Source organism: Rheinheimera sp. (assembly GCF_037442345.1).
In the GTDB taxonomy this organism is placed as follows: Bacteria; Pseudomonadota; Gammaproteobacteria; order Enterobacterales; family Alteromonadaceae; genus Pararheinheimera.
The window spans coordinates 84,815-104,361 of record NZ_JBBIQL010000008.1 but is presented as its reverse complement, the minus strand read 5'-3'; the positions used below and the strand labels follow the sequence as shown (position 1 = coordinate 104,361).

Below are 19,547 nucleotides of genomic sequence, written 5' to 3'. Positions count from 1 at the left end.
AGCCAGGGCTCTGCCTGGACAGCGATAGGTCTGCTTAGTGCTGAGCCAGCGACGCGTCACGGATAGCGCGGAACTCCCGGCCCTGGTACCAGTTTGGCCATTCGGCAGAATTGGCTATCTCGTTACCCACCCGGTAAAACACCGCCATATCCTGTTGCGCCCCACCCAAATCCCAGCTGTCGCTGAACTCATCACCAACTTTATGGTAACAGCAGCTGTTGTAGTCTTTTTTCTGAGCCATCCCCCACTCTTTGCCATGCTGGAAGCTGTCGATCCCTCCTTTGGCATAGAGCATAGGCACACCCACTTTGGCCAGGTTAAAGTGGTCTGAGCGGTAGAAAGACCCATGCTCCGGGCTGGGCTCAGGCGCCACATAACGGCCCTGTTGCTCCGAGTATTTGGTCAGGGTCTTTTCCAGTTCCGAATTGTTGTAACCAACCACCACCATGTCTTTCATCGGACCATACACATTCATCACGTCCATATTGATACCAGCCACTGTTTTGTGCAGCGGGAACACCGGGTTTTTCGCATACCAGGCAGACCCCAACAAACCCCGCTCTTCGGCCGTCACCGCCAAAAAGGCCACTGAACGTTTCGGCTTCGGTTGTTTGGCAAAATGCTCCGCCATCGCAATCACGGCGGCGGTACCACTGGCATTGTCCTGGGCACCGTTAAAGACTTTGTCTGTCGGGTTGGAGAAATCCACCCCCAGGTGGTCCCAGTGCGCCATATACAGCACCACTTCATCCGGTTTTTCTGAACCCTGGATATACCCCATCACATTATTGGACGTCAGCTCACTGACATGACTTTTTACCGACACTGAGGCTTTGACGTTCATGGGCACAGGGGCAAAGTCTTTGCTCAGTGCTTTTTGCCGCATGGCTTCAATGTCCGTGTTCATCGACGCAAACAGCTGCTGGGCCGACTCTGTGGTCAACCAGCCTTCGACCACAGAGCGGTCCATGTTTTTGTTCGGGTTAATCAGATCAAACTTGGTCGGCGAGCCACCCGCAATCACCTGCCAGCCATAAGAAGCAGGTTCAGTTTCATGAATGATCAGTGCCATCGCCGCGCCCTGGCGGGCCGCTTCTTCAAACTTGTAGGTCCAGCGGCCATAGTAAGTCATGGCATTGCCGGTAAAGAGGTTAGGGTCTTTGGTGGCAAAACCCGGATCGTTGACAAACATCACCACGGTTTTGCCTTTGACATCCAGGCCTTCGTAGTCATTCCAGTTGTATTCAGGCGCCACTATGCCGTAACCGACAAACACCATGTCGCTGTCTTTCACTTCCACCTGTTCCTGCACCCGGGTGGTCCAGGCCATCATTTGTTCTTTGTAAGCCAGTTCAGCATTGAACTTGTCACCTGAGAGTTTCAGACCTGACACTTCTTTCGGGTCAATACGTACCAGGGACACAGGCTGCAGATAGCTGTCGCCATTAATGCCTTTTAAACCAATACGTTTAAACTGTTCGCTGATGTAATTAATGGTTTTTTCTTCGCCCGGTGTCGCAGGCATCCGGCCCTGGAATTCATCCGAAGCCAGGGTCTTGAGGTAGTCTTTGTACGCTGGGTTAAAATTGGTGTCCTGCAGTGCTGCAGTCTCTGCAGCAGGTGCTGCGGCTTCGGTGGTCTGAGTCGGCTCTGCAGGTTTACTGCACCCGGCCAAAGCCAGACTCAGGGCCAGCGCTGACGCTGACCAGCCAGTGAAGGATGTCATAATCACTCCCGATTCTTGTTGTTTTATCTGTTGTGCTGTCCACTCGAATGGCGGACATTCCTAGCCCTGACATCCTAAACCAAGGCCGCCGCCACTGACTAGGGGCCTTATCGCGGCTTTTCGGCGGCTAATGGTGATTTACCTTTTTTCAAAGCCCCAGGCCGGAGCAGGAAGGGCTACTGGGCGGGTTAAGTCAAAATCTACTCTGAATTCACGGCCTTCACGGGTTAAGCGGTAACTGAAGCGTTCTTCCGGGTACAAATACAGATGCCAGGTATTGCCGACGGATTGCGGTGTCCGGGTCTGGATAAATAAATCTTTTGAATAAGCATCCGCCGGGAAGCTCTGCGCCTGAGCCCAACCGGCATCGAGGGTATCGCCTCCATACATGGTTGAAACATCGTCGGAACCATCCTGATGTTTATGCTGATGCTTTAATCGAAGGCCGCTGCCGGTTTTGCTGATAATCCAGGTGCGGGAGTGGTTGTCGCCGACCACAAAAGGGATTTGAATTTCGGTCTCGCTGCAATCCCGCACGTGCATCAGCATGGGGCCGGAAAAGGCGGCACTGGGCTGATTATCAACCACCACTGTGCCAGCAAAAGCTTTGCCACAAAGCGCGGATAACTGAGTAAAAAACTGCTGCTGTGTGGCGGCAGGCTCCGCCTGCAGTGGCATGCTGCTGGTCAGACTGAGGATTGCTGTTATGGTTAGTAGGTGCTTCATCTGCGCTGTACTCCTGTGTCAGTTCAGCCGCACTATAACCACAAAGGGCAAAAAGATGGAACCGGCAATTGCAAACGTATGCACAGGCACGGCGCAGGCGCGGGGCTGTGATAGCATGAGGTTAAAAAGCCAAGATAAACACAAGGATCCTGTCGACGATGCACAACCTAAGCTCTTCCCTTTGCCGCTTTGGCCTCGGCGCCATCGCGCTCGCCATGCTGATATCCTGTGGTAAAGCCGAGATGACCAACCAGCGACCAGCCGGGACCGAACCTCAGCAAAGTGCAGCCACAGCGGCCCCGGCCGGTAAAGCCGTGGTGTACCAGATCTTCACCCGCCTGTTTGGCAACAGCAACAGCACCAATCAGCCCTGGGGCACTCTGGAACAAAACGGCGTCGGCAAATTTAATGACATCAATGACGCCGCTCTCAAAGGAATTAAAGAACTGGGTGTCAGCCATGTCTGGTACACCGGGGTGTTGCACCATGCGCTGATCCGCGATTACAGCGCTTATGGCATCAGCCATGACGACCCGGATGTTGTCAAAGGCCGCGCCGGTTCTCCTTATGCGGTAAAAGACTATTACAGTGTGAACCCGGATCTGGCCGTCGACCCGGCCAAACGGCTGGACGAGTTTCAGGCGCTGATTGAGCGAACCCACAAGCATGGCCTGAAAGTGCTGATTGACATAGTGCCTAACCATGTGGCGCGGCATTATCAGTCGCTGCACAAACCGGCCGGCGTGCAAGATTTTGGCGCCTCCGATGACAGCAGCGTGGAATACAAACGCGACAATAACTTTTATTACGTGGTGGGCCAGCCGTTCCAGGTGCCTGTCGCTCAGAACGGTTATCAGCCTTTAGGCGGCGAAGCACACCCGCTGTCTGACGGCAAATTTGCCGAAAACCCGGCCAAATGGACTGGCAATGGCTCCCGTCTGGCCCAGCCGGATTTTAATGACTGGTACGAAACGGTAAAAATTAACTACGGTGTGCGGCCAGACGGCAGTTACGATTTTGACCGCTTGCCGGCGGACTATGCCAGCAAATCTGTGCAGGAACACTTCAGGTTCTGGCAAGGCAAATCTGTGCCTAATTCCTGGCTGAAATTCCGCGATATTGCGTATTACTGGCTGGATAAAGGGGTGGATGGTTTCCGTTTTGATATGGCCGAAATGGTGCCGGTGGAGTTCTGGAGCTTTTTAAACTCCAGCATCAAACGGAAAAACCCGGACGCTTTTTTACTGGCCGAAGTGTACAACCCGGCGTTGTACCGTGATTATCTGCATCAGGGCAAAATGGATTACCTGTACGACAAAGTGGAAATGTACGACAGCCTGAAACTGGTGATGCAAGGCAAAGGCAGCACCGACAGTATTGCGAAGGTGCAACAGGGCATGATGGATATCGAACAGCATATGCTGCATTTCCTCGAGAACCATGACGAGCAGCGCATTGCCAGCCCGGAATTTGCCGGGGATGCCAACAAAGCCAAACCTGCTATGGTGGTGTCTGCCCTGATCAGCAGCTCACCGACCATGTTGTATTTTGGCCAGGAAGTGGGTGAAGCCGGGGCTCTGGATTCAGGCTTTGGCGACCCGAGCCGAACCAGTATCTTTGATTATGCCGGTGTGCCCGCTCATCAGGCCTGGTTGAACAACGGCAAATACGATGGCGGCCAACTGAGTGCAGAGCAAAAACAGCTGCGTGAGTTTTACCGTGTGGTGCTGAATTTATCTGCACGCGAAGCTGTGTTCAAAGGCCAGTACCAGGAACTGCACAGTCTGAATCAAACCACACCGGGTTATATCGACAAAACCTATGCCTTTACCCGTTTTAACGGCAAAGACAAAGTGGTTGTCGTCAGCAATTTTGACGCAGGGGCAACTCAGAGTTTTGAACTGAAATTGCCAGCAGAACTGGTGCAACAGTGGCAACTGAAAGCCGGGGAGCATCAGGCGACTGACCTGCTCAACGGCCAACACACTGTGCTGAAGGTGCAGGACGGAAAAGCCAGCCTCGCGGTGCAGTTGCCTGCGTTAGGGTCAGCTGTATACAGGTTCTGACTGATGCCCGGCTCAAGCCGGGCTTTGTTATTCAGGATCAGGCCAGTTTAAAGAAACTGACATGCCCCGTCAGTCGGTTGGCTATCTGGCTTAATTCAACACTGGCTCGGGAGACCTGTTCGGAGGCAGCCGCCGTCAGTTCTGCCGAGCCTTTAATCTGCATCATAGAGCGGTTGATCGCTTCCGACACCAGACTTTGCTGTTCTGCGGCGCTGGCGATCTGCTCATTCATCAGATGGATTTGGTCCACCGACTGCCGGATGCCCTGAAACGCCTGCTGACTGTCGCTGACCAGCTTGAGCATGACTGTGGCATGCTGCTGATTCAGTTGCATCGCACTGACGGTCGATTGCACGCCTTGATACAAAGTGCTGATCATCTGTTGAATAGCAGCTGTTGAATCCTGAGTCCGGTTGGCCAGCGTACGGACCTCATCCGCCACCACTGCAAAACCCCTGCCCTGCTCGCCTGCCCGGGCGGCTTCGATGGCCGCATTCAGTGCCAGCAGGTTGGTTTGTTCTGCCACCCCACGGATCACGTCGACCACCTGGCCAATCTGTTCACTGTGTTCAGACAACTGGCCCACCAGTTCGGTGCTGTGCTGCATTTGAGAGGAGAGCTCTGCCACAGCGCTCTGAGCTTTTTGCATCACCTGCTCGGAATTGCGCAAACCACTGTCAGCCTGCTCCGAGTTACTGGCAGCCAACACCGCATTCTGAGCCACATCGGCCACACTGCTGCTCATTTCATTCATTGCCGTAGAGACCCCATCCACATCCCGATACTGCAGCAACAGTTGCTGGGTACTTTGTTCACTGCTGACCGCCAGCTCATGCGCCGCCTGGTCCAAAGCGTCGGAGCTTTGCTTCAGCTCTGAGACGATGATACGCAGCTGCCGCACCATAGCCCCCAGGTGATGCAGCAGACTGTCGCCCTGTGCCCGTTTCAGATCAATGGTTAAATTCAGCTCCCCTTCGGCCACCCTGCGCACTATCATGGCGGCATATTCAGGTTCACCGCCAAGATGCCCCAAGGTATGGCGGACCACCGCATAAGCCGCCGCCACGGAGCCAACAAAGGCCAGCAAAGCGAACACAGCAATCAACCAGAGATCCTGTTGGTACAGGCGCTCAGCGCCTTTAAATTCTTGTTCAGCAACGCGCAGCTGCAAATCAACCAGCTCGGTGATTTTGCCGCTGATAGGGTCAATGCTTTGATAGAGCGGACCATCAAAGTCAGCCATGTTTCCGGTTAAAATGCCCGGCTGTTGCCTTAAAAAAGCTTCCAGCCGCCGAATATCAGCATCTGCCGCGACAAATAACTGTTCAGCCTGTTGCGCCAGTTGTGCTTCTTCAGGAGTCAGCGTCGTCGCCCTATAAGCTTGCCACTCAGAGCTGATGCCCTGCTGCGCCATTTCCACCTGCTCCAATGCGTCTTCTGCACTGAATAAACCGGCATTGGCTTTATTGACGGCATCAATAACCGACACCGCATATAAATCAGCAATACGCTTTAAGCCCTCCAGCGGTACAACCCGGTCAAGATACACAGTTCTCAGGCCAGCCTGCATCGAATGCAGGGACCAGAGGCTTAAAGCGGCTATCAGGACTAACAGGGACAATGGAATCGCAAATGCCAGACTAAGGCGGCCGGCAAGGCCTATTTTTTGGGTAACCACAGCTCTACTCCTTCTGAGGCTGGTAAATCGAGACATAAGTGGCCGCTGCAGTTTAGAAATTGGCAGTCGTCCATGACGCGCTCAAAGTCTATCGTGGCCGGATGAATAATCAATACGGCCACAGAAACAGCAGCGCACTGCGATTCAGAGACACAGAATGCGGTATCCAAAGTAAAATTCGGGAAAAATGAAGATAAATCCGGCAAAACTAACTAAAAATCCTGCTAATCAGCCCGCTCAAACTGCTGCATCTGCCTGATAGCGTCTACAAAATGTTACAAATTAACGGGCTGCATCTGATCGGGTCTGATTCCCCAGTGCAGAGTTCAACTGATGCATCAGTTGCCTGAGCCTTGGGTTATCATTCAATACCAGATGCAAAGTTTTTCGCTCACTGAATTGGTTGTGGAACCGGATCTGTTCACGGTAAGGATGAAGTTTGCTGTCTTGCTGCAACCAATAATCCATCACCCGCTGGTCAATCACTATCAGTTCAACCCGCCCATTCACCAGTTTCAGCAGGTTTTGCTGGTCGGACAGTGCATACTGAGGTTTCAGCAAGCCTTGACGGATCCAGAGATCCAATTGATGTTGATTAATGTAATCCTGCACAACACCAAGGCTGAGCCGCTGCAACATCTGCAGATTGATCTCAGGCAAGATCAAGTCGGCTTTATAAGCAAAACCAATCAGGCTGCTGCCCAGGCTGTCCGATTGCAGCCGACCGGCTTCCTGAACCTGGTACTCAGGAAAATAGCCATCATAAGGATGATCGGCTGTGCCCATCCGCACCGCCCTGGACCAGGGCACAAAATCAATTTCCAGTTGATACCCTAAGTCGGCAAAAATCCTGCGTAATAAGGCGGTAGTTTCGCCGTTATCGGTCATAGTGGCTGAGGTGTATGGCGGCCATTCCAAACTAGCCAGCCTTAATGTGCGCTTATTATCTGCTAAAACGCAGCTGCTGAAGCACAGGCACAGCAGGACAACCAAAGCCTTCAACTCCATACTACTCCGAACGTAACTGTGATAACTGCGTATCCATTTCGCCGGTAATACGATCGATTTCCTTACTGATCTGCAGATTTTGTTCCACCTGCTGATCCAGCGATTTGGTGGCATCATCAATAGCTGTGATATTCCGGTTAATTTCTTCGCTGACCTGATTCTGTTGTTCTGCCGCAGACGCAACCTGGAAAGCATTGTCAGCAATGGCAGAGATCCCAGCAGTCGCCAGAGACAATTGCTCATATGAGCTTTCCGCCTCTTGCAAAGTGGAGCCGACTTTGCGGGTGTTGGTCTGAATTTGCTGCACAGCCGTTGCTACCTGTTGCTGCAGTTCGTGGATCAAGTTTTTAATTTCATCGGTAGAGCTGTGGGTGCGGGCCGCCAGAGAACGCACTTCATCAGCCACCACGGCAAAACCCCGGCCTTGATCGCCTGCCCGTGCCGCTTCAATGGCCGCATTCAGCGCCAGCAAGTTGGTTTGCTCAGCGATGGCCTGGATCACATCAATAATACCGTTGATCTTCTGACTGCTGCTGGCCACTTCATTCACGCCCTGGCTGGTATGAGCAAATTCCTCAGCCACAGCTTTAAAAGCGCCCACCGTATTCTGGAATAACTGATTGGCAGCAGTCAGTGCCTTTAATGAGTCCTGCGCCCCTTGCGCAGTGCTACCTGCCAGCTTTGCCACTTCATTGGCCGTAGCCGTCATTTGGTGCATGGCTGACGCGACATTTTGTACTTCGCTGGCCTGCACAGATACGGCGCGTCGGGTCTGATCGGATGTGTCCAGCATCAGCACCGATTGTTGCTGCATTCGCGCTGAGGATTGTTTCAGGTTGCTGATCATGCCGCGCAATTTTGCGGTAAAGAGATTAAATCCCTGCGCCATATCGTTCAGCTCCTGATGCTGGCTTGGATGCAACTGGCGGGTTAAGTCCCCTTCCGAGCCAGCCAGATCTTTCATCAGGAGGCTCATCTGCACCATGGGTGCAGTGGCAGTTTTCAGACCAAGCGCCATAAGCAGCACAAACATCAGCAAAAGCAACACGCCAAACAGCAACATCGAACTGGTGGTTCGGGTGGAATCTTCATTCAGTTGTTGTGCCAGCTGAGCGGCAATGGCCAAAGCCACCTGTTCAGGAACCACGACCACGACTGACCAGCCCGAGCTGGTGCTGGTTAACTGAATAGGCAAAGTCACCAGCAAATTGCCGTCAAAGCTGCTAACCCCGCTTTGTTGGCTTTTCAGGTGCTGTGCAAGCTTTGCATCCAGCTGCTGCAGTGGCTGGCCCAATTGGCCAGGAAATCGGTTACTGGCCAGCACCAAACCGAACTTACTCAGCAAATACAGTTGGGATTTGCCTCCGTACAACTTTTCCGCTTGGGCCTGTAACAGGGTTTGCAGCACGGGCAGGTTTAGGTCGACCCCTGACACACCTCGAAATTCATTGTTCACCAGCACCGGATACACCAGGGACGTCAGTAACACCTGGTTGCCAGGCTGAATTTCCCACAAATAAGGTTCCATCAGGCAAGGTGCCTTGCTGTCGCGGCTGCATAAGTACCACTCAGCTTCCCGCACACCAAATTCATTTTTTGTGTCTTTGTATTTTACAGCCGGGTCCGGCACCTGAACGAAACGTAACCCGTTTTGCTCACGTACCCAATAAATTTCCATAGTCCCGCTTTGTGAACTGTGTTCATCCGCTATCGAAAACTGCGCATCGGCACCATCATAACCATTAATTTCAAACTGGCCATACAGGGAAGAAATTCCGCTGTTGGCCGCCAGAATCTGGCCAGCCATGACTTTTACCTGTTCTCTGGTGTAGGGGGGCTGACCGCTGCCCAGCGCAGATCCACTCAATATAGCCGCAAAAATTTTGGCGGTATCAAAGTTGCGATCCAGCACAGCCGCTGTTTTCAGGGCTGTCGTTTTGGCCGCTTCCGTCAAGGTTTGCCCAGCCAGAGTCCGCATCGAGCCGGTCAATTTGTCGACCGCGGAGGCACTGCTGCTGGTCATGGAGTACCACGCCAGAGCCGCCATAGACCCAATGCTGACCGCCAGTAACACTGCAACCCCCAAAGTCAGCTTAAAACGTAATGAATTCAGTTGCATCATGCGCCTCTGCCAATTAGAACCAGGAGATAGTTTTGGCTAAACCGAACGACCAGGTTGGCTCACCCAAATCCGGCAGCTCCAAGTCGGTGTTGTCATAAGCCAGAACCCAGCTTAAGCCCTGCCACTGCCCCGACAGGGCAGACCGCCAATGATGGTAGGTGCCGTCGTTATCGCGCAGAAACTTGGTGGTATCCGTTGATGTAGAGCGGTCCGCCGATACCGTCAGTGTGATGTCGTCGGTCAGTTGAAATACCTGCGTCAGCATCAGAATGTAATGCCCACCCCCAGCCCCAAAATAATCATTGGCGTACCAATAACTGAGCTTGGTGTTGGCATAAGAAAGCTTGATGTAAGCTTCCGGGTAATTAAACGCACTGGCCGTACTGCTGCCATGGTAACTGTATTGTGCAACCCCCAAATCCAGCGCCCAGTCTGCCCCTAAATCCAGGTAGTAACCGAGGGTACCGTCAAATTCGATATCGGCCCTGGGGTCAAAACTGACATTGGATGCCCAAAGGCCACCATACCAGCCCTGACCAGAATTCCAATCCAGACTGGGTTGTACAGCCGGACCATCCTGGGTCAGGGTCACACCGTTAAACAGGTAATTGGTAGCAAGGGTAAAAGTTGAAGTCAGTTCTGCTGCTGCACTGGCGCTGCAAAACAGGCAGGCTGCAGCCACTGTTATGGCTTGTTGTTTCATAAAATACCCTGACAACTTAAAGGAACAAATCAATCACTTAACTGAATCCCTTCAGGTACTCTTTAGGTATAGCAGCCTTTGCCTGAAAGTACCTCTCTGTGTGCCTCTTCATTTTTAGCCATCCAGACTTATAGAAATCCCTTCCTTTTTTTCGTCAAATCCGCTCTACTGCGGTCAGACTTTCATCAGCAACAGGAGCAACAATGTTTAAGGTAAACAGCTATTTTGACGGCAAGGTGACATCTATTGCTTTTCAGGGTGAGCAACTGCCGGCCACAGTGGGCGTGATGGCACCGGGCGACTATGAATTTGGCACCAGTCAACATGAAGTGATGACTGTGATTAGCGGCGCTCTGCAGGTATTATTGCCAGGTCAGCCGGACTGGCAGCTGTTTCACAAAGGCCAGAGTTTCGAGGTCCCGGCGAATGTGAAGTTTCAGCTGAAGGTCGGTACAGACACAGCTTATCTTTGCACCTATCAATAACGGCCTGAGCTCTGCCAGGTTGCCGGAGTTTTCCAATGCGTGGCATGAGTACCATCAGCAAAAGGCCAGACGCGGCAAAAGCCGCGTCGGCGTTCTCATTGGGTCAAAGCGTGCGTTACATCTGGCCCTACTTATGGGCCTTCAAGCAGCATGTGCTGTGGGCCATCGCTGCACTGATCGCTGCCAAAGCGGCTACACTGGCCCTGCCTTACCTGCTGAAACTGACGATAGATGCAATGGACCCGGGCCTGACACAAGTGATGACTGTCCCTGTGGCCCTGATCCTCTGGTATGGCCTGCTCCGTTTTGGTTCCGTATTTCTTGCCGAACTGCGTGACGCGCTGTTCAGCCGGGTGACTGAACATGCGATGCGAAACATTGGTCTGACCGTATTCCGGCATCTGCATCAGCTGGATTTGAGTTTCCACCTGAACCGCCAGACCGGCGGAGTCAGCCGCGACATTGAACGTGGTCTGCAGGGCATGAGTTTCCTGATGCGTTTTCTGATGTTCAACATAGTGCCGACCCTGCTGGAAATTGTACTGGTGCTGGCCATTTTCGCTGGTTTGTTTTCCCTTTGGTATGTGGCCGCCACCCTGCTGGCTATCGCTGCTTATATCGCCTTTACCTTTTATGTCACCGAATGGCGCAACCAGTATATCCGTGAGGCCAATCAGGCCGATTCCGCCAGCAGCACCCGTGCCGTTGAAAGCCTGCTGAACTATGAAACCGTCAAATACTTTAATAACGAAGGCTACGAAGCAGGCATTTACGACACCCACCTGCAGCGCGCCGAGCAGGCCAAGCTGAAAAACCGCTTGTCCTTGCTGGCACTGAACAGTGGCCAGGCGCTGATTATTGCGCTGGCGGTCACCTTGTTAATGGGACTGGCGGCACGGGATGTGGTTGCCAGGCAGCTGACATTGGGCGATTTTGCCATGGTCAATGCCTATATGCTGCAACTCTTTATCCCACTGAACTTTTTGGGCTTTGTTTATCGCGAAATAAAACGTTCCCTGACAGACCTTGAAAATATGTTGGGTCTGCTGAACCAGCGCAGCAGCATTACCGACAAACCAGATGCCACGGAACTTCAGGTGAGCGGGGGCCGTGTCACTTTTTCTGATGTCAGTTTTGCCTACCAGCACAACAGGCCCATTTTGCAGCACTGTCACTTTGAGATAGCTCCAGGCCAGAAACTGGCGATAGTTGGCACGTCCGGCGCAGGCAAAAGTACAGTGGCCAGGTTGTTGTTCCGTTTTTACGATGTGCAGCATGGGGCTATCCGCATTGACGGGCAGGATATCCGTGATATCAGCCAGGATTCACTGCGCCGCGCTATTGCGGTAGTGCCGCAGGATACGGTGCTGTTTAACAGCAGTATCCGTGACAATATTCGTTATGGCCGGCCAGACGCCTCAGAGCAGGACATTGATCAGGCCATAGATGCCGCCCAGTTACGGCCTTTTATCCTGTCGTTGCCGGACGGTGACCAAAGCCTGGTGGGGGAGCGGGGTTTAAAAGTATCAGGCGGTGAAAAACAACGCATCGCTATCGCCAGGGTCTTGCTCAAAAATGCGCCTATCCTGGTTTTTGATGAGGCCACTTCTGCGCTGGACTCCGGTGTGGAAACTGCCGTACTGCAGGCGCTGAAACAGCTGGCCCGTAACCACAGCACCCTGGTGATCGCCCACCGGCTGTCAACTATTACCGACGCAGACCAGATCCTGGTGCTGGATCAGGGCCGGGTTGCCGAACAGGGCACACACCAGCAACTGCTGCAACAACAGGGCCTGTATGCCCGGCTCTGGCGTATGCAGCAGGCAGACCAACAAAGAGAACCTGACGAAAAACCGCAAAGTTAAGATGACCACTGTTTAGTTATGTAAACCTGGGTAAAAGCCAGTTAAAGGCCTGAACCCAGGCGATGTTTTCTGTTCTGATGGCGGAATTTAACCTCAAAGGAAACAGAATCCATGTTACGTGTTGTCTTGTGTCTGTCGGCCTCATTGTTGTTGACTGCCTGTGGCGGCAGCGGCTCATCTGAAGGCAATGATACTTACCCCAGCTCTTACCTGCAGTTTTACAATGCCTCTTACAACAGCGCCACAACCACAGTCACCCTGACCGACAGTGACGATGTGGAAAGCAGCCTGGGCTCCGCTTACTTTGGCGATGCCAGTTCAGTCGCCACCCTGGATGCAGCCACTTATGACGTCGCCCTGAGTTATTACGACGATAACGGTGATGAAATTACCGTCCTGGAAGACAGTGTCACCACCCAAAAAAGCCAGAAGACCATTCTGATGATGGCGGGTGATTACAGCAGCCCACAACTGCTGAACCTGAGTTTCGAGCGGGACGATGAACTGGACGAGCAATTTAATATTTACTTCGTGAATTTGCTTGGCACCAGCAAAAATGTTGACCTGTACCTGAGTAAATCAACCGAAGACTTCGACGATGCAACGCTGGTGGGAACCGCCGCTCAGTATGCCCACACCGAAGTCACGACCTATGATTTAGGCAGTTATATTCTGTATGTCACCGACGCCGGTACCCGTAACCTGTTACTGCAAAGCCCGGTGTATGCCTTCAGTTACGAGACAGATTATGTGCTGGCTCTGCGGGATAATGCAGGTCCGCTGAAAGAAAAAATTGCGCTGGATTTGATCGGCAACACCACCACCGTATACCCGCTGGAAGATGTGAATGCCAATGCTCAGTTCCGTGTTTACAACAGCCTGAACGATTTCAGCAACGCCAATGTTTACCTGGGCAGTACCAGCTCGACGCCTGTCATGACAGGCCTGACGCCAGATACATTGACCAGCTACCTGCAGTTGCCGCACGGGGATTACCGCGCCAGCCTGAAAGCAGCAGATGGCAGCCTGATCCCCAATGGCTTAATGACGCTGAATCAGGGCCAAAGCAAAACTCTGGTGTATTACCGGGATGCCAGCGGGAATGCAACATCCCTGACAGTAACAGACAGCCAGACCCCACAAATTTATGATTTCATCTTTAATGTGGTGAACGTGATCCCGGACTTTGACAATGTCAGTCTGTATTTTGTCGCACCGGACAAAACCATGGAAACCACCTCACATTACATCACCTCACTGAATGATGCGACGGCGGTCAGCATGACGTTACCCGCCAATACCTATTCCGTATTACTGGTACGTCGCGACAGCAACAACAATAAAACCCTGCTGGATCAGACCGACCCCGTCACTCTGGAAGCGGGAGCCTCTTACCTGCTGGTTGCAGAAAAAGACCCCGACACCGAAACCGGCTATAAAGTCGTGTTGCAGCACTAAGCCAGACATTGTGCTTGTAAGGCCCGGGACCCACCGGGCCTTTGTGTTTAGAGCCCCTTTCCAGCACATTGTTTTTACTCTAAATTAGCCAGAATTTTCTTTTTGATGAGGTGGCTATGACCTGGTTAATGCTTGGAGTGGGTTTGGTTCTGCTGGTGCTTGGGGCTGATTTACTGGTGAAAGGCGCGGCCCGGCTGGCCGGTTCTTTTGGTATTCCAGCGTTGGTAATAGGTTTAACAGTGGTGGCCTTCGGCACCAGTGCGCCGGAGCTCGCTGTCAGTGTCAAATCGGCCTGGTCTGGGCAAGCCGAGCTGGCTATTGCCAATGCAGTCGGCAGCAATATTTTTAACGTTTTATTTATTTTGGGTGCTGCAGCGATGATTTCGCCACTGATTATCTCGCGCCAGCTGATCCGTCAGGACGTGCCTATTATGGTGCTGGTGTCTGTGGTTGCGCTGCTGATGACGCTGAATGGTGAAATCAGCCGGCTGGAAGCTGGTCTGTTGTTCGCCGGACTCCTGGCTTACACCTGGTTTTTATTTCAGCAAGGCAAAGCCAAAGGCGCGGATACAGCCGATGAAGAAGTGGAGGCGTTGCTGAAAACGCCGGTCCCAGCCTGGCAAAATCTGCTTTTGGTAGTGGTGGGTCTGGCACTGCTGGTGCTGGGTGCACGTTGGCTGGTGGAAAGTGCTGTGGAGATAGCACGTGCCTTTGGTGTCAACGAAGCAGTCATTGGCCTGACCATAGTAGCCGCTGGCACCTCCTTACCTGAAGTGGTGACCTCCATTATCGCCACTATTCGCGGTGAACGGGACATTGCGGTTGGCAATGTGGTCGGCAGCAATATCTTTAATATTCTCTGTGTCTTAGGCTTGTCAGGCCTGGTGTCGCCCACACCTTTGCTGGCTGGCGCTCAAATGGTGGCGCTGGATATTCCGGTGATGGTTGGTGTTGCACTCTTGTGTGTGCCGCTGTTTTTTATCGGCTCTATGGTCAACCGCATTGAAGGCCTGTTATTTATGCTGCTTTACATCGCTTATACCTGGTACCTGGTGGCGATGGCATTAAAACAGCCCTATCTGCCCCAACTGGAACAAGGCATTGTATACGCCTTATTACCTGCCGTGCTGCTGTATGTAGTCATCGCTTTTATTCGTGACAGATTAAAAGCCAGCCGCAGCAGTTAAACAGGCGACGGAGCAGCAAAAAGCCCGTCATAGGACGGGCTTTTTTTATTCAATGTGACTGAGAGCCTTTGGATCGGTCTCGTCAGTAAAACCTACCAGAGGCAATAACTCTGGAATTTCATCTTCAGGAATACCCACTTTTTGAAAATGCGCCAGCACAAACTGCATGCTATGGCCCTGCTCTTTGTATTGTTGCGCAGTTTTCAGATGCACTTTACGCATAAATTCAGATGTCATGGCTCAGCTCCCTGGACGGTAACGGGAACGTCATGGTGGTGAAATATTAACCAGTTGGCAAGCATTTTTCGTCGAACTGCCGACTTAAATCTGCTCTTAATTAAATTCCTATTTCCGCACAGTCACTTAGCTTCTGGCTACCTGAGAGCAAATTTCTTTTGCAGCACCTTATCCAGTATCGTCCGTGGCATAAGAGCCTGCAACAGGGCAAGCAGCACAGCACCATTGCCTAAACGCACCAGACCGGTACAACCGGGTTTGGCAATTTCACTGAGCAGTTGCTGTGACAATTTCTCTGCAGAAGTAGGATGCTGCTGACTGGCATTGGCCCTTTGTTCAATCCCCTGACGAAACCGCCACCATAAGGACTGCTCTGTCAGGCTGGCAACAACACCAGCCTGCGCATTGTCAGCAAAGCCCGTCGCAATAGCCCCGGCCTGCACCGTCAGCACCCTGACGCCCAATGGAGCCAGTTCCATACGCATGGCGTCGGAGATGCAATGCAAAGCCGCTTTGGACGCGCAGTACCAACCCGCAAAAGGTGTGGTTAACCGGGCTGACACTGAACCAATATTGACCACCAGCCCCTGCTGTTGCATCAGCAGAGGTAAACAGGCCTGGGTCAGTTCGGCCACCGCAAATACATTGGTATCAAACTGACGCCGCATTTGTTCAGGTGAAGCATCCAGCACAGCACCTATGGCCCCAAAACCTGCATTGTTGACCAGTATATCCAGACCCATGCCCTGCTCTTTTAACTGCTGTACAGCAGCAGCAACAGAGGCTGAACTGCACACATCCAGCGCCAGCACGTCCAGCCCCAAAGCCTGCAGCACAGCCAGATCCTGTGGCTTTCTTGCCGTGGCAATCACCTGATAACCAGCCGCTGAAGCGGCCAGTGCCAGCGCTTTGCCAAGCCCGCCGGAACAGCCGGTGATCAGCATGGTCTTTCCTGACTTCATGGCAACACCTCCAACATAGATTGTTCTTCTGTTCTTAAGGTCAGCACCTCAACCCCATGTTCAGTCACAGCAACCGTATGTTCCCACTGCGCGGACAACTTTTTATCTTTCGTCACCACTGTCCAGCCATCACTTTTCGTTTTTACCCGTCGATCGCCCTGATTAATCATCGGCTCAATGGTAAATACCATACCAGGCTGTAACAACAGGCCACGACCAGCCTGCCCATAGTGCAGTACCTGAGGTTCTTCATGCATCTGCACCCCTACCCCGTGGCCGCAAAACTCCCGGACCACTGAATAACCAGCCTGCTCAGCATGACGCTGCACTGCGGCAGCGATATCCCCCAGCCTGTTGCCGGGTTTTACCTGAGCAATCCCCTGCCATAGCGCCTGATAAGTCACCTCAACCAGCCGTCTGGCCGCCGGATTGACCTGGCCCAGCAGGTACATTTTGCTGGAATCGGCAATCAAGCCATGTTTTTCCAGCGTAATGTCCAGATTCAAAATGTCACCGTCACGCAGAATATCACTGGCTTTCGGCATGCCGTGGCAAACCACCTCGTTCAAAGAACTGTTCAGCACATAAGGGTAATCGTACTGACCTTTACTGGCCGGGCGCGCTTTGAGCTCATCACAAATATACCGCTCCACCCAGTCATTCAGCTGCATGGTACTGACGCCAGGCTGCACCCATTCGTCCAGTCGGGCAAATACCTGAGCCAGCAAACGGCCCGCTTCACGCTGCGCAGCTAATTGATCAGTGCTTTTCAGCGGGATCGAATTCATCCAATAACTCCTGCAAAGAGGCTGATTTACGTTTAAGCAGCAGACGCTGCAATTCATGGCAGGTCAGCTGCGGATAAAGCTCGGCCAGCATCCCTAAGCGGATCCAGTATTCCGCCTGTGCATTCACTGAACGGGCCATGGCTTTACTGGCTTCACGCAGGTCCTGATGCAAGTCATCCGCTATTTTTACAATTCCCATTGCCACCCCAATATACGTTTCATATATACATCATATAAAAACAACAGCTGACAAGCCAGCCGGAACAAGGTACAAAATTAGCTGGTTTGATTTATAACAAGATAACGGCGTGAGAAAACTGCAATGATAAACGCTGGTATCCTCTGCATGGATTTTGGCAATGGCATTATTTCAACACATCTATCAGGCCGTTGAACGGCAGTTCTTCTATAACCTGACCTTAAAGATTGTCGGCAATATAGGTTTTCTGACGCTGATTTTCTGGCTCAGTCTCTATGTGGCCTACCCTGAGGAAGGCAGTCCGACTCTGCATTGGTGGGCCTTGCTGCTGATTGGCTCCGGGGCATTTTTATTTACTATTGGCTATCTGGTGTATCTGATAGTCCGTCCGGTCAAAGCCCTGGTCAGTGCGTTAGAACAGGCCAATCAGGCTGGCAGCGACCTGAAGACCCGACTGCCCGCCTTTACCTTTGACGAATTCCGCACTTTGTCTGAGCAATACAATCTGTTTGTTGGCCAGCTCTCTGAGCTGCTTCGCGGTATTCATCAGCAAGCCAGCGAAAACTGTGAGGTGAACCAGCAGGTCGCCAAAGCCGTGCACAGCACCAGAGCCGAGCTGCAGGGAGCCGAGCAGAACAGCCAGCAAATCCGCGAGCAGAGTGACAATGCCTTACAGCGACTGGCTGATATTGTGCAAAGCAACGATCAGGTGACGCAGGTTGCAGGCAGTTCAGTGCAGAATGCCCGCAGTGCCAGCCTGCAGCTGAAGCAACTGACCACCGAACTGCACAAGATAGAACAACTGCTGTCTAACTTTGGCACTACTGTGACTGGGTTGCAGAAAAATGCCGAAAATGTGCGGCAAATTCTGCTGATGGTGGAAAACTTCTCCGATCAAACCAACCTGCTCGCACTGAATGCAGCCATAGAAGCGGCACGGGCAGGTGAAGCGGGGCGTGGCTTTGCGGTGGTGGCGGATGAAGTCCGTACCCTGGCGGCCAAAGTGAATACAGCCACTGGCCAAATCGCAGGTTTTCTGAATGAGATGGACAGCCTGGTCAGAGACACCAAAGCCGAGTCTGAGCAACTGCAGCAACAGGCTGGCGCCGCCCAACAACAAATTCAACTGACCAGCCAGGATTTTGGCGCACTGGAGCAACAGCTGCAGGCCGCACAGCAGCAACTGAACCAGATCCAGCAGCATGTGCAGCAACTGGCGCAAAGCTCACAACAGAATCACCGGCATTTGACGGAGATTGAGCAGGGAACCAACCAGGCCTACCAGCAGATGGCCTCCATTGATCAGGCCACAGCCCGGCTGTTGTCGGGCACTGAAGCCACGCAGCGCCAGCTGCAACCTTTTGCTCGTCAGGGTTAGCAGCGTTCCCCCTTCGGCTGCTGCAGTGCTTTTACCAACTGCAGCACGGCGGGGTGGCTCAGTTTACGTTCCGGCGAGATGGCGTAAAAACGCTCGGTCACCCGTTCAATTTCGCCCACTTTCCTCAAACCATAATTAGCCCTGAGCTGAGGCTCCAGCAACACAGGAGCAGCAAAAGCCCCCAGCCCCTGCTGGGCAAACGCCTGCATCAGCGCGCTGTCATCAAACTCCGCCACCACTTCCGGCTGAATATCCAGCTGGTTAAACCAGCCAATCAGTTGCTGGCGAATAATGGATTTTTTACCCTGCAATAAAAACGGCTGGTTATGTAATGAGCGCGGAAAACCACGAATCAGGGCCGGCGCCAGATTTTCAGCAGCAAAAACCGCCATGACCGACTCGGTCACCAAATGACTGTAGGCTTTGACATGGCTGCCGGTCTGAATAGGCTGATCCGACAGCACCATATCCAGTTTGTTGATCGCAAGCTCCGACAACAAGGTGTCCAGCTCCCCTTCGCGGCATACCAGTTTGACGGGCAGCTGCAACACAGGTTTGAGCATCTCGTACACCAACGCCTTGGGTAATACGTCGGTGATACCGACACTGAAGCTTTGCCAGCTGCTGTGCTGACGGGTTAATACGGCTTTCAGCTCGTCGCCAAGCTGAAAAATATCGGCCGCATACCCCTGCACTACAGAGCCAAGCTCCGTCAAGACCAGCCGTTTGCCCTGGCGCTGAAATAACGCTGTGCCTATGGTGTGCTCCAACTGACTGATTTGCCCGCTGATGGTTTGCGGGGTGATATGCAGCAGTTCGCTGGTTCTGGCGATACTGCCGTGTTCCGCGACCAGATAAAAATAATACAGCTGGTTGTAATTGACTGGGGTCATCTGGACTTAGTTCATCAGTTATTAACGATTAATAATGAAGTTATATTCGAATTTACCTAACAAAGT

17 protein-coding genes are annotated in these 19,547 nt (G+C 52.6%); 6 read left to right on the top strand and 11 right to left on the bottom strand.

The window, feature by feature from the left end; genetic code table 11:
* Positions 1 to 34 precede the first annotated feature (34 nt).
* Positions 35 to 1,726 (bottom strand): M28 family metallopeptidase, encoded by a 1,692-nt coding sequence (locus WKJ04_RS06415; RefSeq protein ID WP_337879657.1) that lies wholly within the window; start codon positions 1,724 to 1,726, stop codon positions 35 to 37.
* A gap of 138 nt (positions 1,727 to 1,864) precedes the next feature.
* The gene (locus WKJ04_RS06410) at positions 1,865 to 2,452 is read right to left on the bottom strand and encodes a hypothetical protein (RefSeq protein ID WP_337879656.1); all 588 of its coding nucleotides are present in this window, start codon (positions 2,450 to 2,452) and stop codon (positions 1,865 to 1,867) included.
* 158 nt (positions 2,453 to 2,610) lie between these two features.
* Here WKJ04_RS06410 and WKJ04_RS06405 point away from each other — a divergent pair, with 158 nt between their 5' ends.
* Positions 2,611 to 4,518 carry an alpha-amylase family glycosyl hydrolase gene (locus WKJ04_RS06405; RefSeq protein ID WP_337879655.1) on the top strand — a complete coding sequence of 636 codons (1,908 nt, stop codon included), beginning with the start codon at positions 2,611 to 2,613 and terminating at the stop codon, positions 4,516 to 4,518.
* Positions 4,519 to 4,555: 37 nt separating this feature from the next.
* Here the strand turns inward: WKJ04_RS06405 and WKJ04_RS06400 are convergent, their stop codons facing one another.
* The 4 genes from WKJ04_RS06400 to WKJ04_RS06385 all read right to left on the bottom strand — a co-directional run bounded on the left by WKJ04_RS06400 (position 4,556) and on the right by WKJ04_RS06385 (position 10,029).
* A complete protein-coding gene (locus WKJ04_RS06400; RefSeq protein WP_337879654.1) occupies positions 4,556 to 6,196 on the bottom strand; it encodes a methyl-accepting chemotaxis protein in 1,641 nt (546 codons plus the stop codon).
* Positions 6,197 to 6,478: 282 nt separating this feature from the next.
* The gene (locus WKJ04_RS06395) at positions 6,479 to 7,114 is read right to left on the bottom strand and encodes a hypothetical protein (protein WP_337879653.1); all 636 of its coding nucleotides are present in this window, start codon (positions 7,112 to 7,114) and stop codon (positions 6,479 to 6,481) included.
* Between the two features lie 91 nt (positions 7,115 to 7,205).
* Entirely contained in the window at positions 7,206 to 9,323 is a 2,118-nt protein-coding gene (locus WKJ04_RS06390; RefSeq protein WP_337879652.1) for a methyl-accepting chemotaxis protein, read from the bottom strand.
* Positions 9,324 to 9,339: 16 nt separating this feature from the next.
* Positions 9,340 to 10,029 (bottom strand): TorF family putative porin, encoded by a 690-nt coding sequence (locus WKJ04_RS06385; RefSeq protein ID WP_337879651.1) that lies wholly within the window; start codon positions 10,027 to 10,029, stop codon positions 9,340 to 9,342.
* A gap of 203 nt (positions 10,030 to 10,232) precedes the next feature.
* Between WKJ04_RS06385 and WKJ04_RS06380 the strand changes: the two genes are divergently transcribed.
* The 4 genes from WKJ04_RS06380 (at position 10,233) to WKJ04_RS06365 (ending at position 15,024) form a co-directional block, all read left to right on the top strand.
* A complete protein-coding gene (locus WKJ04_RS06380; protein ID WP_337879650.1) occupies positions 10,233 to 10,514 on the top strand; it encodes a pyrimidine/purine nucleoside phosphorylase in 282 nt (93 codons plus the stop codon).
* 44 nt (positions 10,515 to 10,558) lie between these two features.
* A complete protein-coding gene (locus tag WKJ04_RS06375; protein ID WP_337879705.1) occupies positions 10,559 to 12,379 on the top strand; it encodes an ABC transporter ATP-binding protein/permease in 1,821 nt (606 codons plus the stop codon).
* Between the two features lie 111 nt (positions 12,380 to 12,490).
* Positions 12,491 to 13,837, top strand: coding sequence for a DUF4397 domain-containing protein (locus WKJ04_RS06370; RefSeq protein WP_337879649.1), 1,347 nt, complete (start codon positions 12,491 to 12,493; stop codon positions 13,835 to 13,837).
* A 116-nt stretch (positions 13,838 to 13,953) separates the two neighbouring features.
* Entirely contained in the window at positions 13,954 to 15,024 is a 1,071-nt protein-coding gene (locus tag WKJ04_RS06365) for a calcium/sodium antiporter (protein ID WP_337879648.1), read from the top strand.
* A 45-nt stretch (positions 15,025 to 15,069) separates the two neighbouring features.
* On the opposite strand, the gene WKJ04_RS06360 is transcribed toward WKJ04_RS06365, so the two are convergent.
* The 4 genes from WKJ04_RS06360 to WKJ04_RS06345 all read right to left on the bottom strand — a co-directional run bounded on the left by WKJ04_RS06360 (position 15,070) and on the right by WKJ04_RS06345 (position 17,210).
* Positions 15,070 to 15,261, bottom strand: coding sequence for a hypothetical protein (locus WKJ04_RS06360; protein WP_337879647.1), 192 nt, complete (start codon positions 15,259 to 15,261; stop codon positions 15,070 to 15,072).
* 137 nt (positions 15,262 to 15,398) lie between these two features.
* Complete coding sequence (locus WKJ04_RS06355; protein WP_337879646.1) at positions 15,399 to 16,223, bottom strand: SDR family oxidoreductase; 825 nt, start codon at positions 16,221 to 16,223, stop codon at positions 15,399 to 15,401.
* Positions 16,220 to 17,011 (bottom strand): type I methionyl aminopeptidase, encoded by a 792-nt coding sequence (gene map / locus WKJ04_RS06350; RefSeq protein WP_337879645.1) that lies wholly within the window; start codon positions 17,009 to 17,011, stop codon positions 16,220 to 16,222. The genes WKJ04_RS06355 and map overlap by 4 nt, the downstream gene beginning before the upstream one ends.
* Positions 16,983 to 17,210 (bottom strand): ParD-like family protein, encoded by a 228-nt coding sequence (locus WKJ04_RS06345; protein ID WP_337879644.1) that lies wholly within the window; start codon positions 17,208 to 17,210, stop codon positions 16,983 to 16,985. The genes map and WKJ04_RS06345 overlap by 29 nt, the downstream gene beginning before the upstream one ends.
* A 160-nt stretch (positions 17,211 to 17,370) precedes the next feature.
* Here WKJ04_RS06345 and WKJ04_RS06340 point away from each other — a divergent pair, with 160 nt between their 5' ends.
* A complete protein-coding gene (locus tag WKJ04_RS06340) occupies positions 17,371 to 18,588 on the top strand; it encodes a methyl-accepting chemotaxis protein (protein WP_337879643.1) in 1,218 nt (405 codons plus the stop codon).
* Here WKJ04_RS06340 and nhaR read toward each other — a convergent pair.
* Positions 18,585 to 19,481 (bottom strand): transcriptional activator NhaR, encoded by an 897-nt coding sequence (nhaR, locus tag WKJ04_RS06335; RefSeq protein ID WP_337879642.1) that lies wholly within the window; start codon positions 19,479 to 19,481, stop codon positions 18,585 to 18,587. The genes WKJ04_RS06340 and nhaR overlap by 4 nt on opposite strands.
* Positions 19,482 to 19,547: the final 66 nt, after the last annotated feature.